The 18,689-nt window shown below is 63.3% G+C and carries 17 protein-coding genes and 1 pseudogene; 11 read left to right on the top strand and 7 right to left on the bottom strand.

The features are described 5' to 3' along the window. Positions 1-289 precede the first annotated feature (289 nt). The 3 genes from A5733_RS23810 to A5733_RS23800 are packed head-to-tail and all read left to right on the top strand — an operon-like array spanning position 290 to position 4,035. Positions 290-2,725: an AAA family ATPase gene (locus A5733_RS23810; protein WP_076241877.1), complete on the top strand. Its 2,436-nt coding sequence runs from the start codon at positions 290-292 to the stop codon at positions 2,723-2,725. Then, positions 2,722-3,111: a hypothetical protein gene (locus A5733_RS23805; protein ID WP_067772742.1), complete on the top strand. Its 390-nt coding sequence runs from the start codon at positions 2,722-2,724 to the stop codon at positions 3,109-3,111. The genes A5733_RS23810 and A5733_RS23805 overlap by 4 nt, the downstream gene beginning before the upstream one ends. Before the next feature lie 9 nt (positions 3,112-3,120). Beyond that, entirely contained in the window at positions 3,121-4,035 is a 915-nt protein-coding gene (locus A5733_RS23800) for a GIY-YIG nuclease family protein (protein ID WP_076241876.1), read from the top strand. A gap of 19 nt (positions 4,036-4,054) precedes the next feature. Here A5733_RS23800 and A5733_RS23795 read toward each other — a convergent pair whose 3' ends face one another. The 3 genes from A5733_RS23795 to A5733_RS23785 form a co-directional block, all read right to left on the bottom strand. Further along, positions 4,055-5,275: an McrC family protein gene (locus tag A5733_RS23795; RefSeq protein WP_158070633.1), complete on the bottom strand. Its 1,221-nt coding sequence runs from the start codon at positions 5,273-5,275 to the stop codon at positions 4,055-4,057. 128 nt (positions 5,276-5,403) lie between these two features. Then, positions 5,404-7,497, bottom strand: coding sequence for an McrB family protein (locus A5733_RS23790; protein ID WP_076241874.1), 2,094 nt, complete (start codon positions 7,495-7,497; stop codon positions 5,404-5,406). Positions 7,498-7,572: 75 nt separating this feature from the next. Beyond that, positions 7,573-8,910 (bottom strand): hypothetical protein, encoded by a 1,338-nt coding sequence (locus A5733_RS23785; RefSeq protein WP_076241895.1) that lies wholly within the window; start codon positions 8,908-8,910, stop codon positions 7,573-7,575. Between the two features lie 557 nt (positions 8,911-9,467). Between A5733_RS23785 and A5733_RS23775 the strand changes: the two genes are divergently transcribed. Beyond that, positions 9,468-9,722, top strand: a complete 255-nt coding sequence (locus A5733_RS23775) for a type II toxin-antitoxin system VapB family antitoxin (RefSeq protein ID WP_076241873.1) — start codon at positions 9,468-9,470, stop codon at positions 9,720-9,722. Continuing rightward, on the top strand, positions 9,722-10,111 hold the full coding sequence (locus tag A5733_RS23770; protein ID WP_076241872.1) for a type II toxin-antitoxin system VapC family toxin: 390 nt from the start codon (positions 9,722-9,724) through the stop codon (positions 10,109-10,111). Before A5733_RS23775 ends, A5733_RS23770 begins: the two co-directional genes overlap by 1 nt. An 18-nt stretch (positions 10,112-10,129) precedes the next feature. Here A5733_RS23770 and A5733_RS23765 read toward each other — a convergent pair whose 3' ends face one another. Then, positions 10,130-11,401 (bottom strand): DUF6880 family protein, encoded by a 1,272-nt coding sequence (locus A5733_RS23765; RefSeq protein WP_233152767.1) that lies wholly within the window; start codon positions 11,399-11,401, stop codon positions 10,130-10,132. Between the two features lie 103 nt (positions 11,402-11,504). Between A5733_RS23765 and A5733_RS23760 the strand changes: the two genes are divergently transcribed. The 4 genes from A5733_RS23760 (at position 11,505) to A5733_RS23750 (ending at position 13,490) form a co-directional block, all read left to right on the top strand. Further along, positions 11,505-11,897 carry a hypothetical protein gene (locus A5733_RS23760; protein WP_076241871.1) on the top strand — a complete coding sequence of 131 codons (393 nt, stop codon included), beginning with the start codon at positions 11,505-11,507 and terminating at the stop codon, positions 11,895-11,897. Positions 11,898-12,036: 139 nt separating this feature from the next. Then, the gene (locus tag A5733_RS28020; protein ID WP_233152766.1) at positions 12,037-12,264 is read left to right on the top strand and encodes a hypothetical protein; all 228 of its coding nucleotides are present in this window, start codon (positions 12,037-12,039) and stop codon (positions 12,262-12,264) included. Continuing rightward, positions 12,261-12,572, top strand: a complete 312-nt coding sequence (locus A5733_RS23755) for an Ltp family lipoprotein (RefSeq protein WP_233152765.1) — start codon at positions 12,261-12,263, stop codon at positions 12,570-12,572. The genes A5733_RS28020 and A5733_RS23755 overlap by 4 nt, the downstream gene beginning before the upstream one ends. 117 nt (positions 12,573-12,689) lie before the next feature. Next, complete coding sequence (locus tag A5733_RS23750; RefSeq protein WP_076241870.1) at positions 12,690-13,490, top strand: hypothetical protein; 801 nt, start codon at positions 12,690-12,692, stop codon at positions 13,488-13,490. 17 nt (positions 13,491-13,507) lie between these two features. Here the strand turns inward: A5733_RS23750 and A5733_RS23745 are convergent. Further along, a pseudogene (locus tag A5733_RS23745) lies at positions 13,508-14,586 on the bottom strand (HNH endonuclease). A gap of 250 nt (positions 14,587-14,836) precedes the next feature. On the opposite strand from A5733_RS23745, the gene A5733_RS23740 reads away from it, so the two are divergent. Both A5733_RS23740 and A5733_RS28015 read left to right on the top strand, forming a co-directional pair. After that, positions 14,837-15,184, top strand: a complete 348-nt coding sequence (locus tag A5733_RS23740) for a DNA-binding response regulator (RefSeq protein WP_233152764.1) — start codon at positions 14,837-14,839, stop codon at positions 15,182-15,184. A 333-nt stretch (positions 15,185-15,517) separates the two neighbouring features. Beyond that, positions 15,518-16,375, top strand: a complete 858-nt coding sequence (locus A5733_RS28015; RefSeq protein ID WP_076241869.1) for a hypothetical protein — start codon at positions 15,518-15,520, stop codon at positions 16,373-16,375. A 6-nt stretch (positions 16,376-16,381) separates the two neighbouring features. Here the strand turns inward: A5733_RS28015 and A5733_RS23730 are convergent, their stop codons facing one another. Further along, positions 16,382-17,086, bottom strand: a complete 705-nt coding sequence (locus A5733_RS23730) for an endonuclease/exonuclease/phosphatase family protein (RefSeq protein WP_076241868.1) — start codon at positions 17,084-17,086, stop codon at positions 16,382-16,384. Between the two features lie 154 nt (positions 17,087-17,240). Further along, positions 17,241-18,644 carry an ADP-ribosylglycohydrolase family protein gene (locus A5733_RS23725; protein WP_076241867.1) on the bottom strand — a complete coding sequence of 468 codons (1,404 nt, stop codon included), beginning with the start codon at positions 18,642-18,644 and terminating at the stop codon, positions 17,241-17,243. Between the last annotated feature and the right edge of the window lie 45 nt (positions 18,645-18,689).

Genomic DNA, 18,689 nt, shown 5'->3' with positions numbered 1-18,689 from the left:
GTCCGAAATCACATCTGTCCGTAGCACCTAAACAGCATCAGGCACAACACCGCTCACATTAAGCAGACACGCCCTAGGCGATTTCGTATTCCGCTGTTCCAGGACGGGTTTGAGGCATTCGCTGATGGCGGGCGGCGTGCCATCGACGGTAGGTAATCGCGCGATGTCTGTGGCTTGCTCGCATTCTTGGTCAATTCACGGAGGTGGCGGATAACATCCCATCCGCGATATGTAACGCGAATCAACGGCAACGACACAGGCGGAATGTGCGAGAACGAAAGTGGGGGACATGGCTGACGACCGCTTGAAAAATTTCGTGTTGTCGTTGGCGGATGCTGACGAAAAGCTGAGTGAGCAGGCCAAACTCGTGGTGCTCGCCGCGATGGAAAGCCCGGATGAACTCAGCGAAGTGCTCAGTGACGAAGCCACGCCGGTTGAGTTAGTGCAGTCGCTGACCGCGGAGGCAAGTCAGGACGGCGAACCGGTAGGCGCCTACCTGCACTCCATCACCGTGCAAGGCTTCCGTGGAATAGGGCCGGCCGTCACTCTTCCCTTCCGACCCGGCCCAGGACTGATCGTGGTGGCGGGCCGGAACGGATCGGGTAAATCGACCCTCGCTGAGGGGCTGGAGCTCGCGTTGACCGGCACGAATTCGCGCTGGAAAAACAAGACCGCGGTGTGGTCGCAGAACTGGCGGAACCTTCACGCTGGTGAACCCGCCCAGATCCGCGTGAAACTGGCTGAAGAAGGATCGGGCGCAACGGTAATCGGCGTGGACTGGCCAGCTGGCAATGTCGATGTTGACGACCTCAAAGTCTGGGTGCAGCGGGACGGAAAGAAGCGCGAAGACACCGCCGCGCTCGGGTGGGCCGGCGCGCTGGAGATGTACCGACCCCTACTCAGCTATGACGAGTTGGGTGGAATCCTCGAAGGTCGTCCGAGCGACTTCTACGACCAACTGCATAAGCTGCTCGGCCTGGAGCAGCTGACTGACGCCACGGCCCGCCTCGAAAGAGAACTCAAGCAGCTGAAGCAGCCGTCGGCCGCTCAGAAAACTGCGCGAGATGCTCTTCGCCCCAAGTTGGAGGCGCATGACGACCCACGTGCGGCAAAAGCATTGGCGCAGCTGAAGAAGCGTCGTCCTGATTTTGATGTGCTCCGACCGTTGATCAGCGGTGGCACGGCATCAACCGTGCCGCCGGCATGGAGCTGCGCCCAGAGCCTGACTGTTCCTGAAGAACAAGACGTCGATCTTGCCTGCCAGGTGCTGCGATCGGCTGCCGATTCAGAGCAAGAAGAGCTCGGCCGAGCTGACGTGCTGACTGCCGACCGTGCCCAACTGCTGGAGGTCAGCCTTGAGTTTCATGCCAACCATGGCGACCAGAAGTGTCCCGTCTGCGGCGGCGGTGATCTGACCGCAGAATGGGCAGCGGCCGCACGGTCCGCACTCGAGCAGACTCAGCAGTCAGCGCAGGCGTTGTCATCCTCACGGGGCGCTACCAAGCAGGCGCGTTCAGCGCTCGTCGACCTGGTGAATAACGTTCAGTCACCGCCGGAGTCGGATGCGTCGCTGTCACATCTGCCTACAGCCCTGGCCGCATACCAAGCCTTCGTGGCGCTGCCTGCTGACGGTGCGCATGCGCTGGCCGATCATGTTCAGCAGAAGCTGCCCGTATTGCGCGACGCGTATGCAGCGCTGCGGCAGCAGGCGACTGAGATGATTACGGCACGGGAAGACGCCTGGAGCCCGGTGGCCGTAGAACTCGCGGAATGGCTGGGCAAGGCGGAGCGAGCCGAGGCGGTTGCGTCCGCATTGGAAGTGGCGTCTGAGGCAGTGAAATGGTTGCTGGACAACGCCGCTCAGCTGCGTAGCCAGCGCATCGAACCGCTTGCCGAGCAAGCCCGACAGATTTGGGCGACGCTGCGGCAGGAAAGTAACGTCGAGCTAGGTGGGATTGAGCTTGCGGGGCAGAAAACCACCCGCCGCGTTGTGCTCAAGGCGGATGTGGACGGGTCGGATACCGAAGCCTTCGGCGTGATGAGCCAGGGTGAGCTCCAAGCTTTGGCATTGGCCGTCTTCATTCCTCGCGCGACGTCGCCCGCCAGCCCGTTTCGTTTCATGGTGCTCGACGACCCTATCCAAGCGATGGACCCGTCAAAGATTGATGGCTTCTTGCAGGTGCTGACCCAGTTGGCGGCCAACAGGCAGGTCATCGTCTTCACGCACGATGACCGTTTGCCCGCAGCCATCCGGCGATCGCGGGTAGAGGCACACATCGTCGAGGTGAATCGCGGTGCGAATTCCGTTGTCGCAGTGTCAGAAGCGAGCCGGCCGGCGACCAGGATGCTGAAAGACGCATACGCGATCGCTGCCGACGAGGCCGTACCCGATGCGGTCAAGAAGGCCGCGGTTCCGGTCCTCTGCCGCGATGCCCTGGAGTTCACTGCATGGGATGTCTTCTGCGCGCGCCAGCTGGCGCGTGGTGTGCCACATGTCGAGGTCGAAGAGGCCTGGGAATCAGCAACATTGACGAAGGCCCGGCTTGCCTTGGCGGTAAACCCGGACGACAAAGCTGCGGTGGATAAGTGGCTGTCCGGCGGAGCGGCCCGACGTGAGGCGCTGTGGGTCGCCGCCAGCGGCGCACACAAAGGTGTGGCTGACTACAAGGATGCGGTGAACTCGACCCGGCTGGCGGTTGGCGACTTGGCGAAACTGGCGTCATGACCGACCGTGTGGAGCTGCTGTCGTATGCCGAGCAGGTGCTTGATGGCACTGTGAGGCTTGGTGTCCGCGGTCCGAGGACCGCGGCACTTCTTGCACGATGTGCGTTTGAGGACTGGCTGGACGAGATGAGTGCTCCCTGGGCGACCCAAGCCGAGACCGACAGGCCGCCAACCACGAGTTCGAAGCTCGTCGCCCTGGGAGCACTTCACGGAAACGAGCTGGGGGAGCAGGCCAAAACTGCATGGAACGGACTGAGCCGTGCCGTGCACCACCACGCGTACGAGCTGCAGCCGTCAGTGACCGAGGTCCGCTACCTGGTCCGGCTTGTCAGGGACGCTTGCACTGGCTCCGGACCGGAACCGGCCGGACCGATATTGAAGGACTGAGGGTTTCACATGGCGCGAGCGCAGACAATCCAGATCTATCTGCCATCGGGCGATCCAGCGGGTATCCGGGTTGCGAGTCTGACCACACGTACCGTGCGCGTGTTTGACGTACCACGCTCGCTTTTGGCTCAGTTCTTGGAGCGTTCGGAATCCACACAGGTCGGTGTGTACTACCTATTCGGCTCGAACGAGGACGAGACACCGCAATGCTACGTCGGTCAATCGGGAAACGTGGGAGTCCGGCTTCAGCAGCACACCACCTCCAAGGACTTCTGGACCAGGGCGATGGTGGCGGTGTCGCTGACCAACGAATGGACCTCGACGCATGTGGCCTATCTGGAATGGCTGTCGCTGAACCGGGGAAAGGCGGCCGGACGCTACACGTTGGTGAACGGGAACAGAGCCTCCAATCCCTTCACACCGGAACCGCTAGAAGCGGACTGTCAAGAGTTCATTGAAACCATCGCGGTGTTGCTCGCGACTCTCGGCGCCCCGGTTCTGGAGGCCATCAAACCGTCAGTCGCCAGCTCTACGGGAGGATCATCTGACTCCGCAGAGGCTTCAGAAGAGCTGTTCTTCAAAGAATCCGGTTGTGACGCAAAGGGTTACCAGACTTCTGAAGGCCTGTTGGTGCTCGCAGGATCTAAAGGCCGATCTGCACTCCGTCCATCGGCGCCGCCCAGCCTTGGGAATCAGCGGGATAGCCTCCGGGCGGAAGGAATTATTAAGCATGAAGGTCAGGAGTTGGTCTTTCTGCGCGACCACCTCTTCGCCAGCCCTTCTGCTGCTGGGGGGTTGCTTGTCGGCGGTACAAACAATGGTCGTATCTCTTGGCGCAACGACCGCGGCCAATCTATCGCTGAACTCGAACAGCTTGCGTTGGAATCCGCAACCGGATCGCGTCATCACGGACCCGCGCAGTAGGACCGCGGTGCGGCGTTAGCTACGATTGACTCCCGCAGCCCGACCCGCTGGCTTGCCAGTTGATACCCACCAGTCCAATGACGTCGTGAACGATGTCTCGCACCGTGCGCAATACCGACTCGGGAAGAAGGCCATCCAACCTGTCCACGATGCCGCCGACGTCGAGACCGGCGCCGCGAATGTGTGCCCCTGATACTCCCGCTTGAGGCTTGATGCGCAGTGCGGGCCCGGTCACGGAAGTTGTCGAGGCGTAGAGGACACCGGCGTTGCGCGTCGAATCGGACTCGCCGAGAGCGTAGGCGTAGGTGAAGAGCTGATAGATGTCGCCGGTGCCGAATCGCTTGTCCTCGTACAGCTTGTACTTGATATCGACGGGGACCTTGCGCCCTGACTCGGTGTCGACGATGACGAGGTCGGGTCGGATGGTGCTGTAGGTGCGCCCGGTGCTCTCGTCGACGACGACGGCGCCGTAGCTCTGCTGAGCACTCACCCCCAGGGTTGTCCCGGCCAGCGCTTCTGAGACGAGGCGGGTGACGAAGCGTTCGAAGATCGCGTTCATGTCGAGCATGAAGGCGGTGACACCTTTGTTGCCGCTGTTGTGCAGGTCATCGAGAGCCAGTCCTTCCAACACCATGATGGCGAGCTTATGAGCGGGTCGGTACCGGGAATTGCGGCGGTCATAGTGAATTCGGCGCGTGTACCACTCGGGGTCAAGTGTGGGGGGCTCGCATGTTGCGGCCAGAACTGCGGCGAGCCCGCGGGTGTCGGTCCTGAGCTTGTCGTCGGCCACGCGCGTGGCTGCTGCGGAAAATGCCGCCGCAAGTAGCTGATTCTCCGGTATGTCGCCGTCGTACTCGTCATATTGGCACTCCAACCTGTGCAGGCTGCCGTACCGGCGCAGGAACTGATCGCGCATCCGTAGACGGCCACGCAGTACCGTGAGGGAATCATCGGTGCGCCGATAGTCACGGATGAGCCCGTCTCGGATCAGCTCTCTGGTTTCCTGGACCAAGGCCATGACGATCAACTGAAACAGGTCGGTGCCGTCGGCGGGCAGACGCTGATCGGATGGAAGGTGTGACAGCAGCCGTATCCCGTTGGCGTACTCGACCATCCGCAGGACGCGTAACGACCCACCGACCAACTTGGGGACAACACGGATCTCCAAAGCGCTGAATCGCACCGCACCGACCCAGGAGGTCGCGTTGATTTCTACGTTCCCATCGGCCAGCCAGCGCACATCCAACCGCGCATCGACGGCGCCTCCGGCAGCAAGCTTTTCGGCCAGTTTCAGATCGGCCAGGGTGGGCTTGTCCGCGGGCACACATTCTTTTTGGTATTCGGCGAGCTCGACGGTACGGCGCATCGTCACGCGGAGGCGCTGCCGTATTTGTTCGCCAGATCGACGCACAACCCTTCCGGATCGTTGGCGAGCTCAGCGATCTGCTGGGCCTGGGTATCGATCACTCCGCCCAGAAGGTGGCCCAGGGCTTGGTAGTCCTCGTAAAAGTACTCCTGGAGGAGTGGAATCAGTTCATAGCGGATGATGGCGGCGAAGTCCTCTGGGGAGTCGACGATTTCACCATTCTGGTAGAACAACGCATGGCCGATTTGCTTCTCGCGACCAAAGCGTTTGCGGATCTCCTCGTTGAGGCCGCCCAGGAACGCATCGAGTGCCAGGGCGCCCACCGAAGCCCCTTCGAGAAGTTCGAGGTCTGGAAGCAATTCGATGAACTGAAAGCGTCTGCGCAGTGCGGTATCGAGCAGGTGAATGCTGCGGTCAGCGGTGTTCATGGTGCCGATGATGAGTACATTCGGGGGTACAGAGAAGCTGTCATTGCTTTGCGGCAGTTGAACTGTCAGGCCCCGTTTGTCCTTCTCGATGAGAGTGATCAGTTCCCCGAAAATCTTCGGGATGTTGCCGCGGTTGATCTCGTCGATCAAAACGATGTAGCTGTTGGTGGGATCGTCGTGGGCAGTTGCACAGACTCGTTTGAAGATACCGTCGGTCAAGACGAGCTGCATGGCGCCGTCGTCGGACCGCTGAGGGCGGAAGCCTTCGACGAAGTCCTCGTAGGCATAGGACGGATGGAAGGTGATACGGGTCAGTCGGGCAGCCTTGCCGGGACCGGTCGGCTCAGCCAAGTCTCGTTCGCGGCGGGTGAGCGCATCGGTGTCGGCGAGCAGTCCGTTGGCCTGTGCGTTCGCGCTTCCGCCATCCAGCAACCAGGCCGCGGCCCGACGAGCAATATGGGTCTTTCCGGTTCCAGGGGGTCCGTACAGAATCACCTGACCGCGCCGACGCAGCGCAGCTTCCAGTTCGAGCAGCTTCGCATCGTCCTCAACGGGTTTGGGGGCCGGCCCCCTTCCCAGGAGTTTTCGTTGCAACTCGGCCGACACCTTCGAGACGGTCGTCACCCTCCACGCGTCTACCTGCTCAATGGGCCCGGCCGCCGCGGTGTCCCAGTCGATGCCGACGGTGTGCTTGTATTCCGCGCGCTCGGGATGCCACACGTAGCCGATGTCGTTAACGGTCCCGACGCCGAGCAGGTACTCCGTGCCGCGGTTGGCGATGACGGTGTCGCCGGACTGAAGTTCCCTCAGCGTCCAGAGTTCGTTGGCTTTCCGGCTGACTTGCTGCTCGACGCCGTTGTACGGGTAGTGCTCCCGGAAAACGTCACGGAACTCGTCCTTGGTGCTGAACTGTGCGAGATCGCCGACGTCATCCCAGCCGACGCAGATGAAGCCATTGTCGACGCAGTCCTGCCAGTACTTTCCCTGTTCGCCGGGCGCGATCTTCACCACTCGCTGTGAAGGGCGCGGATTGTGCCAGTGGTACAGGAAGATTCCGAGTTCCTGATTGGACAAGTCAGCGAGTTCCGGGATGGACCGCAGCGTATTGAGCAGCTGTCGGTTGGCTCGGAGCACCGAGGAGGTAGGCTTCTCGCCCAATGCCCGCAGGTAGTGGTCGATGTGGTCCTTCGATGACACCGTGATGAGGTCCGTCGGGCAGTACATGCACAGCAGCTTGGCCCGCAGGGCCGGGGCGGCGTAGAGAGCCTTGACATCGTCGGCATCATCGAACCGGCCTTCGGCGGCGAAATGCAGCATCTGCACGAACCCGGCCCGAACGGCTTCCCATGCCTGCTCGACTGACTCGTACTCTTTCGGGAAATACCATGAGCCCGTGGTGGTCCGGTAGATCAGGTGCTTGAACGCCGAGCCGCCCTTCATACTCGGGATCAGACCGTCCTTGAACTCCATCCAGTAGGAAACGACATCCTGATTGTTTTGTCCGAGCGCGTAATCCGCCAGGGAGAGTTCCTCCCAGGCGGTTCTGGGAAACCGTTCGGCGAACTGGTTGCGCAGTTGCTCAGACTTGGCGAGCTTCGTTGCCGCTGCAGCTCGATCCCACGACTTGAGCGCCTCGAGGATGTCGTGTCGGGTGTGGTCATCGACCATATCAATCCGCCGTTCTCATGAGGGACAACACAACTGACAGCCGCCGATCCCAACGGCTTGCAGAGAGGCCGCTGTCTAGGTTGACTCGCCCGACTCGTCCGACTTTTCCCGCCGCCATACCTTGCTCTTCTCCCGCGCTCTCCCCAGGAATCCGCCGATCTTGTCGATGCCTTCGCTCGCGGCGCCGAGCGCCAAAGTCGCGGTGTCACTGGCGACTCCAAGAGCGGCAGTGGCGGTTTCGGTCACGCGTTCCACCGCCGCGTTGGCGGCGTCCCGAGGGCTCGGCGCACTGAACTCTTGCCAATCTTGTAGATGTGCACGCCGAGCTTTGCCGAACCGGTCGAGGTCTTCGCGCAGTGTCGGCAGGCCGCGCTGCAGGCCTTGCACCGACCAGAAACGGAAGCCGTCGATCGCTTCGGTCTTGGCGACCGCCTCCAGGATCTCGCGGGCCCGTTGGAACAGTGCATCGTCCTCGACGAGCTGCCGGGCAAGCAGATCGCGCGCGTCGTCGAGAACCTGCTGCACGTGCTCGGGCTGAGTGGCTTCGACCCGGGCCAGCCGCAACCGCTGCCACTTGAACAGTGACTCCTGGGACACCACCAACAGACTCAGCGTTTCACCGAGCTGATTGCTCTCTACCGCCTTGACGATGAAATCCGCCCGCTCCTGAATGGGCTTGGACGCATCGAAGCTGCGCAACGTCCGGTCGGCATGATGACGCAGTTGCTCGACGGTGCGATTGAGCGCCGGCCCGATCCCGGCGATCGAATCCCAGTCGGCGTCGGAAAAGGACCCGTGCCGATCGAGGTAGCTCGCCATCCGATCGATGGTGACCCGGTCGCCGAGAACATCACCGGACCGGTTGGCGTGGGCGAGGCGTAGCACTTCCTCAACCTTGCCTTCGACGCGTTCGACGGAGGCCTCGACTTCGGCGATCGCGGTCTTCAATGCCATCTGCACCGCCACCATCTGCAGCGACATCATCCGCGTCGGCGTGAGGTTGGCCTGCTTCCACTGCAGCTGGCTGACGAACTTCTTGTCCGCACCGCGGGTCATCATCCGGTAAAAGCCGTCTGTTCCAGGGATCAGGTCGCCCTTCTGGATTGCCTTGACGCTCTCGGGATGCAGCTGGACGAACTTCGCGGACTGGCCGAGAAACGCTGCCGCCCCAGCTGCGAGACCGGCGGCGTTACCGACGGAAGCCTTGTCCACGCCGATCACATCGATGGCATGGCCCGAGACTTTGCGGATGCGGTCGACGTAGGCCTCAATCTCCGACGGATCACCCGTAACCAGTAGTCCCTCCGGCTGGACGGAAACGGCGACCTCGCCATCCTGAGGAACAACCGCAGCGATTTCGTCGGAAGCGTCGTCGACAGGCGTCGGTCTCGTCGGTTCAAGATCGCTTGCCATCTGCATCCCCTCTGCTTTTGCTCGCGCAGTCTAGGTGAACAGATACCCGCGACGGGAGACACTGAGAACCCGAATCTGATCGGGCGGCGTGCAAACCGCGGGGCGAGAGTTATCAAGAAGGAGGTGGTGACGGGCCGCGCCTGAGGTGGGCCTCAAACTGGCTACACAGGGCCTCATCAACGGAGTGGCTGTGTGGATCGCGTCGCGATCGGTCCACGGGTCCGACCCAGCGGACACCGAGTGGTTCGAAGCGTCATAGGGAGCGTGCTCCGGCACACGGGAAGCGGCCAGGATGCGGGCGGCGACCAGATCAAAAGGCAACATCCGGCGGGCAAAGGTGGGCAACACCTTGTCGTCGAACCAGCGCCGAAGGTCCTTGCCCCGGCATCCCGGCATGCGCAAGGTGCACATCACGTAGATGTCCTGCAGCTACGTCAGGTCTGAGGTTGCGCGGTCAGACCGAGACGTTCGGGCTTAGCGCCGTTGGTAGTCCGAGTTCGGTGAGCCGCCGATAGGACCCTGTGTCTAGAATCCTGATAGCTGTCTATAATCCAGATATGGCTCTCAGCATCAAAGACCCCGAGGCTGATCGGCTCGCCCGGGAACTCGCCGCACGGACCGGGGAGACGCTGACCGAGGCGGTTGTGGTGGCGCTGCGTGAACGACTGGCGCGGCACACCGGACGCCTCGGCGCGGTCCCGTTGCGCGACGAACTCGCCGCCATCCGCAGCAGGTGCGCAGCACTTCCGGTCCTCGATGACCGCTCTGCGGAGGAAGTACTGGGCTATGACGACCGTGGGCTGCCATCCTGATGGTGATCGACACCTCAGCCCTGGTGGCCATGCTGACCGATGAATCAGGTGCCGAGCATTTGGAGGCATGCGTGGCGGACGATCCGGTACGGATGATGTCCACCGCGTCATACTTGGAGGCTGCCATCGTGATCGAGAGCCGCTTCGGTGAAGCCGGCGGCCGCGAGTTGGACTTGTGGCTGCACCGAGCATCGGTGGAACTTGTCGCAGTCGACGCCGACCAAGCCGAGGCGGCCCGCGTCGCTTACCGGCGATACGGCAAGGGCCGTCACCGCGCGGGACTGAATTACGGCGATTGTTTCTCCTACGCCCTCGCCAAGATCAGTGGCCAGCCATTGTTGTTCAAAGGCAATGACTTTGGTCAGACCGATATCGCTGCCGCCCAATAAAATCCCGGTGCGACGATGTCACGGCAGCCCAGCTCGGTCGAACTCCTGTTGCAGCCGCGGACGCCGCCGGTATCTGTCGCGCAGGTTGGCGATGAACTCGTCGACCGCCGGGGATTCACTCGACCCGGCCGCCAGCGTGCGCATCTTCTTCAGCCGGCGCGCGGCGGTGCGGTAGTTCTTCGCGTCGGCTGCACCCAGCTCGCTCTCGACAAGCTCGGTGTAGACGGGCAGCACGGCAAGGGGATCGCGCTTCTCGTACACCTTCACGAGGTCACTCCAGGTGCGGGCGTCGTTCAGGCCCAGGCCGTGGGCCAGATTCCACGCCAGCTCAACATCTTTGAGAGAATTTTGGGCGAACAACACCGCGTCGCGCGGGTGGGCGGTGAGTCGCTCCATCACCTCATTCTGGTAGTCCGGCCAGGCGTCGGGCGCGTCCCGGTAAAGAGCGCCCGCCGTAGTCGACGACGGCCAGCGGCGGAATATCCTGACCCGCGCATCCAGCCGTTCAGCGGGCCGATGCTCGGCAAGGAGTTCACACCAGTAGTCAGCGGCCCACCGAGACTGATGACCGTCATCAAACTCCGTAGCCTGCTGTGCCCAGCCGATGGCGGTATCGACCTCCCCGATTTCCATGAGCGCCACTGCGGTTTCCTGAAACCACGCGGCGACACGTCGGTCTCGGGCGTGGGTCCGGATGATGGCGTCGACATCCCGATCGAGCACAGCCAGACGCCGCGCATTCCAGTCGAGGCTGAACCACTCGATGGAATGCGGCGACGACCATCGTTGATCTTCAGGCGGCCGCGGGCCCAGAGTTGTCTCGCGTTCCTTGAGCTTGACCCGGTAGAGGGCCATGCCCTCGCTGCCGAGCGCAGGCGCATAGGCGACGGGATCGATGGTGAAGAAGTCGCATTCGTTGTCGAACTGGAACTGCATCATCCAGTCGACGAGTTCTGTTGCCGCAGGGCGTACCCGGACAGCCAAAACTGGGTGTAGTGCCAGAAGGTCCCGACAGGCGTCGCCGATGATTCCGCTGGAGTCATCGGCCCGCATGATGACCTTCAACGCAGAGGCGATCGCGCGTTGGGTCACCGCGAACACGTCGGCGGGATCGCCGTCTTTCGCGGCTTGCCGCAGGATCGCGACGGCCTCATGCATCTGTGCGCCATGTGCGTTGGCGACATTCCACCGGTGCAGGTCAGTCCGGGTTCGGATCAGGGGGAGAACGGCGTCGGCGAGAGCGGTCACAGAGCCATCTTGGCGAGGGGCGCAACTGGCCGCAAGCACCACACCGCCGAGGTTTGTCGGTGGCCTCTGTCATTCTGTCCGGCTCGATCGAGCCTCGCAGCCGGTACCGGTTGCGAGTGGACCGAACGATCGGAGACGAGGACGAATGGCGCGTGAAGCTGAAGGTGGTCGCAACAGTGCGGTGGAGCTCGACGACGACCTGTTGGCGCGTATCACCGAAGTGGTCGACCGCAGTGATGTCATCCAGACGTTGAGTAACAAGCGCACCAACTGGGTGACGTCGGTCGACCGTGCGGGGGTGTGGGTGGAGACCGAGCGCTCCAGGGCCCATGCATCCGGCCCTCAGCTGGTGCCGGCCTGGATGATCGTCGTGGCGTGGGAACGGTTGGGCAGCAACGGAAGTCTGAGCCATATCGAGCTGCTCAACGATTTGAAGGTCATGCGCTCGGCATTTGTCTGCGCGTTGCTGGCTCAGTTTCCGGATGTCGTGGTGGTGCAGGATCGCCCGGCTCTCCTGGAACGGATCGTCGCGCCGTGACGTACCCGAGTCGGGCGGTGCGCTACGGCTTGGAGGCGAATCAACATGTCGCGTCGTCGAAAACGTACTTGTCGGTGGGCTCTGTCATTCTGTTCGGCTCGCGTGTGCGAGCGACCACGAACAATGAATGGAGCACACGATGATCACTTACCAGGTGCAGGCCGCCACCACCGCGCGAGTCAAGACAAAGAAGAATCGCCGCGTCGCCGTCGGCCTCCTGTTGGCCGTCAGTGGCGCCGCACTGTGGGCGGTCAGCGCCATCGCCGGCGGACTCGACGTGGCGGCCCCGTCGGTACAGCTGACCGGCGCCGCCACCAGCATCGAAGCACACGGCTGCCGCATACCCACGCTCTTTCCGGACCCATGATCCCGTTGGAACCCGCCTCGACGGCCAGTCAGCGCAATGCGGTACGGACCGCCAAGGACTACCTCGACTACACGGCCTTTTCACGCCAGGGGCTCATCAAGCAATTGGAATACGAGGGTTTCTCAACCGCAGACGCGACCTTCGCAGTCGACAGCATCACCGTGGACTGGAATGCACAAGCCGCGAAGGCTGCCAAGGCCTACCTGGACTATTCCGGATTCTCGCGTAGTGGACTCATCAACCAACTCGAGTACGAGGGGTACACCCCGGCGCAGGCAGCCTACGGAGCCACCGCAGCCGGGCTGTAGTGACCGGCGTGACACCAAGCGGCTCCCGTGAGCACTGACCTTGCGTCCACGGGAGCCGTTCTGGCCCAACCAAATCAACAGGACGGCACCGCATAAACGCGTCTGTGGAGGTAAATCATGAGCAGCAATAAAGGTTCTTCGGGTGTGGGCGGGCTGGTCTTCTTCGTCATCGTGCTCATCGCGTTGGTGCCGAAACCGGTCTGGATCGCCCTCGGTGTCATCACGGTGATCGTTCTGGTGAGCTGGGGCGGCTACAAGATTGTCGTCGCCCTGGAGCAACGCAGTTATGAGGCGGAGAAGCGGGCGCGTGCCGAGCAAGTGAAACGCGCCGCGGACACCAAACGTCAACGTGAAGAACGGATCCGCCAGGAAAAGCAACGGCGCATCGACACGCTCGGCAAGCAGAACGCCGCGCTGGTCGAGTCCGCGCTCAGCGCCGTCAAGCAGGTGGCTGCATCCGAAGCCGCCCGCGCCGGCTGGTTGGGCGACGTCGACTTCAGTGCCGACATCAAAGGGATCCCCGACAACTTCGAGAAGGCGTACGCGCTGCGGGGCGTCATCGAAAAGCTGTCGGCACTGGACAAACCCAGCGCCGACGATCGCAAGATCCTCGCGGAGGCCAAGAAAACCGCGGCCAACCTGGAACTGGCGGCGACGGAACGGGTCGAGCTCATCGGCAAGTGCGCCAAGGAAGCACAACTGATCGACAAGTCGCTACGGACCGAACGGGAGGACGCACGGGTTGCCGAGCATCGCGCCGAGCTACACGCGAAGCTCAGCGCGATGCTCTACGGCATCGAGGCCACCCCTGAAGCCACGCACCAGGATTCGGCGGTGGATGCGGTGATGGCTCGGGTGCAGGCGTATCGAGAGATCAAGAACCAGATTCAGCAAGCGCGTGACGGGGGAGCTGCGTAGGTGCACCGAGAACACCGCTAGAGGGCCGTCGTTCCCCGGGTCCACTCCGGCACGAACGCGACATCCAGCCGCACACTCGACCTGTACCCCGACCACGTCGCAATCCCCGGCGGTTGGCTGGCATAGATTCCACGCGCTGCCGCGACCACCCGGTTGTACTCAGTGGGCCAACGGATCTCGTCGGCGATCTGACCCAGTACTGCCTGATCGCGCCCCAGCACCTCCGTGACGATCTCGACCGCCGGCAGCGCGTGCCGCTTGTCGGTATTGCACCGCGTGCACGCCAGCACCAGGTTGGCCAGGCCGTCAATACCGACCAGAGACCAGGGCAGCACATGGTCGATCGGGTTGTCCGCCGGCAGATGCGCCTTGCAGTAGAAGCAGTGCGGCGTGAAGGCCTCCTTGAACGGCTCCCGCACGGCGGCCAGCGCGGTGCGGTCGCGGCCGAACAAATGGCCCGCGACGTCGGGCACCTCGGCGCTGAGGAACTTGTTCATCCGCCGCACATCATCGACCCACATGATCTCCAGCGCCGGCTTGAGCAGACCGGCGAGGCGCGCCAGGCCGGCCGCCACCCCGGGCATCAACTCGATCGCGTCCCCGTGAGCGCGCAGCGTGCGGCGGAGACGTTGGAGTGCAGGAAGCTGTCGTCGTAGAGAAACGGCTCATTGGTGTCGGCGCCCGGCAGCCGCTGCAGCCGGTACAACGGTTGTTGCGCCAGGCACAGGCCGATCTCATCGATGGACGCCTGATAGACCTGCGGCGCCGTCGTCATCGCGACACTCAGTGACTTGCCGGCCGCGGCCGACCGTAATGCCCTGACGGCGCGAGGGATTCGCTCGCGTTCACCGGTGGACTGCCGAAGGTCGTGCCCCTCGAACGGGCGCACCTGGCGCCAATACAGCTCCAACACCCGGTGGGCAAGATCGGGGATGTGCACCGGCAGTGGATCCGACGGATGCTCCGGCAGGTTCTCGATGCAGTGGTCGATCAGCGCCATGAGAGTGGCCAGTTTGTACGTCGCCACCCGCACGCCGGTTTCCAGGATCGCCACCACGCGCTGGCCCAGCAGCAGGGGATCGATGGCCTCGGGCACACGACTTTGTTACCACGGCGCGGCGTCTCGGTGGTGGCATGGCACCTGGTATCGCCGGTGATATCGCATTCTGAGCCCGGCTATGCCTTCGAAAACCTCAGGCGCTGGTCTCGATCGAACAGCCAACGCGCCTCGGCTTCGGCGGCACCCGACGCCGTGGCTGCTCGCTGTAGTCGACTTGTCGGTGGCCTCTGTCATTCTGGTCGGCTCGCGCACGCGGGCATTCCGACCAACACACGGAGAGTGTCCGATGACCATCCAGATGGAGACGTTCCCCACCGAGACCCGTTGCGCCTGCGAGGTTGCGGGGCGGATGCCCGCGCTGAAGCCATTGCCGACGCACGCCGTCAATCCGTCAGCCGAGCGGGGTGTGCGCGTCGACCTTTCATCGCGCGAGCAGGAGATCTTGATCGCGTGGCTGAAGGCGGACACCAAGGCCGCGGTAGGGGAGACGTTGTATCTCGCCGACAGCACCGTGCGGACCTACGTGCAACGGATCCGTGAGAAGTACGAGCGGGCGGGACGCCCGGCACGGAGCAAGGCCGCACTGCTCGCTCGGGCCATCCAGGACGGCTACATCAGTGTCGATGACCTGTAAACCTGGCTTCGCGGAAACGGTCAGCGACCTCCGCCGCGGTGATTCTTGAGTTCAGGATTGGCCGACGACTCGATGCACGTCGACGCTGGCCGACCCGGCTCGGACCGGGCGGTGAAGTCTGGGGATGAGTGCTGGCCATCCTTCAGGGCGACCGTGGTATCACCCGTGATATCGCATTCCGATATCGACTGTCTTGATGGTTTCCGGTGCTGTTGTGACGCATGTGATGTCTTGGGATCAGGTATCTCCGCTCGCCCAGCGAACGCCCGCGGCCCGTTGCCCAGCGAAGATCGTCCACGGTGAAATGTCATACCCACCTGGGATAATTGACGTATGTCGCAAACGATCCACCACCGTCTTCACATCCTCGAAGCATCCGACTGGAAGGCCGGTGTCATCACGCTGTTGGAGCCGAAATCGGCGTACCAACCGTGGCGGTACGCCTTCGGGGAGACCCGTCCCGGTGACTACGCCATCGTGGTGCTGGGCACCGACCCGGTCTCGGTGTTGACGGTGCTCGCTCGCATCGACCATGACGGCGGCCTGGGCGGAGCGATGCTCGATCCGTCCAACGCCGAGCTTGTGGACCTGACCACGCTGGCGATGATGCTCGATCTTGGGGACGAACCGTTCGCCAACTGGCGCCTCGACGATGATGCTGCTGAACGAATGATCCTGACGCTGCACGAGAGTCCGGTATACGGCGACCCCTACTATCGCTGGGGCCATTCGTCCGTCGCTGCCGCCCGTAATCTGTTGCGCTTCACCGGCGACTGCCAAGGCTGTGGCACGGAGATCGACCTGACCGGACTCGAGGCCCGCGATCGGATACACGTTCATACCGCTGATCCGCTGCCGCGTCCCGACCCGGCATCGCCGATCAGGACGCCGGGCAGTTCCCGCGTGCGCGGTCCATTCCGGGCGGCGATCCGATCAGCTGCGCGCGACTGGCCGGCGATCCTCTGCCTACGCTGCCGAGACCGGATGCGCGACGGAAACTTTCGCTCCTTCATCGACTTCAAGTTCGCCCAGCATCCTGAGTGCCCACGCTGTGGTGGGCAGCGTACCCAGATGATCCAGTACGGCATGCCCGCCAACATCGAGGCGTGGGGACCGTGGTTGCACGCCGGCGGATGCTGTCCCACTGAACAGAAGTGGCGTTGCACAGTGTGTGACAACGAATGGCGGTAAAGCGCACTACCCCTCAGTCAACGTCACGACCAATCCCGAGTGATCCGTCTCCCCGGCAAGCCGTGGCGCGTGGTCGTATTCGCACGCACTCACCTGCTGAGCGAACTCCGGTGTGGCATATACGTAGTCGAGACGAAACCCATTGCCTCCGGGCCGGCTGAACCACGAGTATTCGCGGGCGTCCGGATGCAAGGACCGCCACACGTCGGTGTAGCCCGATGCGATCAAACGGCCGGGCATCTCCGGTCCGATGAACCTTGTGCCCTTGGGTTCTTTGTCGAGATCGTTGTTGCCCGTGTTGAAGTCGCCGATGAGCAGATCGACGCCGCTGCGGCGGGCCCGGTCGATCAATGCCTCCCAGTAGGGAAGTTTCGCGTGGGCCTGCGGCAGGTAGACACCGCAGACGATGACGCCGGCGAACTCGGCGCACCACAAATGGTGAGCCGGCAGATCCCTGGTGAACGTCGACGCCCGGTCAATAGGCGTGCGGGAGGCGATGAGCACCGTGTTCTGCGTCGGCGACACCTTGGGGTGCGTGGTCTCATAGCCGGCGTCCTCCAACTGCGAGATGAGCCGGGCGCCGGTGTCGTTGTCCCGGAACTCGGTCACCACCAGAACGTCGGCGTCATAGCCGAGCAGTCGTGCGGTGAGTGCGTCACCGAATTTCCGGCCACCGTGTCGGATGTTCAACGTGGCGATTCGCAGCGTCATCGGGAAGTGTCCTCTCGCTCGACGTGGAATCTCCAGCGAGCCGGACAGTATGAACGAGGGCACCGACAAGTCCGTTGAGCCCACGGATATCACACCCGGTGATCCGAGGGTACGGTGACGGCGGCTCGGCTACGGCAGTTCAAGTGCGGCCGTCTCACCCCAACCGCCGCAACGCCTCCCGGAACACCGGGTTCGGGTTCGCATCCGGCAGCACCGTCAGCACATCACGCAATGCTTCCTCGGTCCCGATACCCTGCCGCCGCGCACCATAGAGCGCGGCCACCGTGGGCGTGCGGCTGTAGGACTCCACGCAGTGCAACAGCACGGTATGCCCCTGCGCGCGAAGCTCTTCCACCATGTTCACCGCATCCATCAGCACATGATCCAGATGCGGATTCTCGTCGAAGTCGACCTTGTCGATCAGCCGCACCTCGACATGGGGCATGCCGTCGGGCACGTGGCCGTCGGGCATCCGGCACAGGGACACCACCGCCGACACCTCGGCCGGTAACCGTCGCAGTGCACTCGCACTGCCGAGCAGCACCTGCTCGTCATGGGGATGAACCGTGAGAATATCTGCGGCCGACCACGAATAGTCCGGATCAGACACCGGCTCTTTGGCGTGCACGGCAGCCGCCAACCCGACCAGCCCGCGCGCCCGCATCCCCGGCCACCCGTGCAGCAGCGCCCGCCACTGCAACGGCACGGCCGACGCCCCATACGCCGCGCCGAGCAGCCCGCCGGCGATCGCGGCCACGGTATCGGTGTCATTGCCGCACCGCACCGCCGCGTCGAGCCCGCGCCGCAGATGCCCCGGACCACGCCCCTCGCCGGCCGTCATGACGATCGCCGACCACGCCGCCTGCAACGCCGCGACCACCCATCCGTTGTTCGCGAAGTCCGCCGGTCGGGCCGCCTCAGCCTCGTCCAATCGCTGTGACCACGCCGAACGGCGGTCAGAGTCCAGATGGCCCAAGCCGATTCGAGCGTCGAGTTCGGTCGTCAACACCGCATGTCGAATCGCGCAGCACCACAACACGGTCGCGTCGGCGGCGTCGGGATCGAAGTGGGTGAGCTCGCTGATCGCCCGGGCGGCCTCGACCATGGCGTCCTCGTCGTCGAGGTAGGCCAGCGCCACCGGCGCGGTGCGCATCAGCGACCCGTTGCCGGCGGTGCGGCCGGTCTGCTCGTGCAGCGCGTGCGACGCGGCGCGAGCCCCCGCGGCAGACGGGGCTCCGTCACGCGCTGCGGTACGTAACACCGACCGCGTCTGGATCCCCACATCCTTTGCGCTCAACGACCATTCATGCCACCGCGCCATGATCGCATCCTGGGCGGAAGCGTCGCGCAGATCCGCCCCGGTCGCGGCGACTTCGGCGATGGCGATCGCCATCGCGGTGTCATCGGTCCACTCGCCCGGTGCCCACGGTCCGCCACCGGCCATCTCCACCGGCAGTTCCGGCCCGCGTGCCGGCTCGAACTCATAGGGCGCGCCCAGCGCGTCACCGGCGGCGGTGCCCAGAAGTACGCCCTCGATGCGGTCATGCAGTGATGCCATCGGGATCCTCCTTCTTTTGCGCAAGTCTGCGCTAATTGAAATCAG

It is taken from the genome of Mycobacterium sp. NS-7484, from assembly GCF_001953975.1.
Taxonomy (GTDB): Bacteria; Actinomycetota; Actinomycetes; order Mycobacteriales; family Mycobacteriaceae; genus Mycobacterium.
The sequence above is the reverse complement of the archived record's forward strand: the minus strand, read 5'-3'. Positions and strand labels throughout refer to the sequence as shown.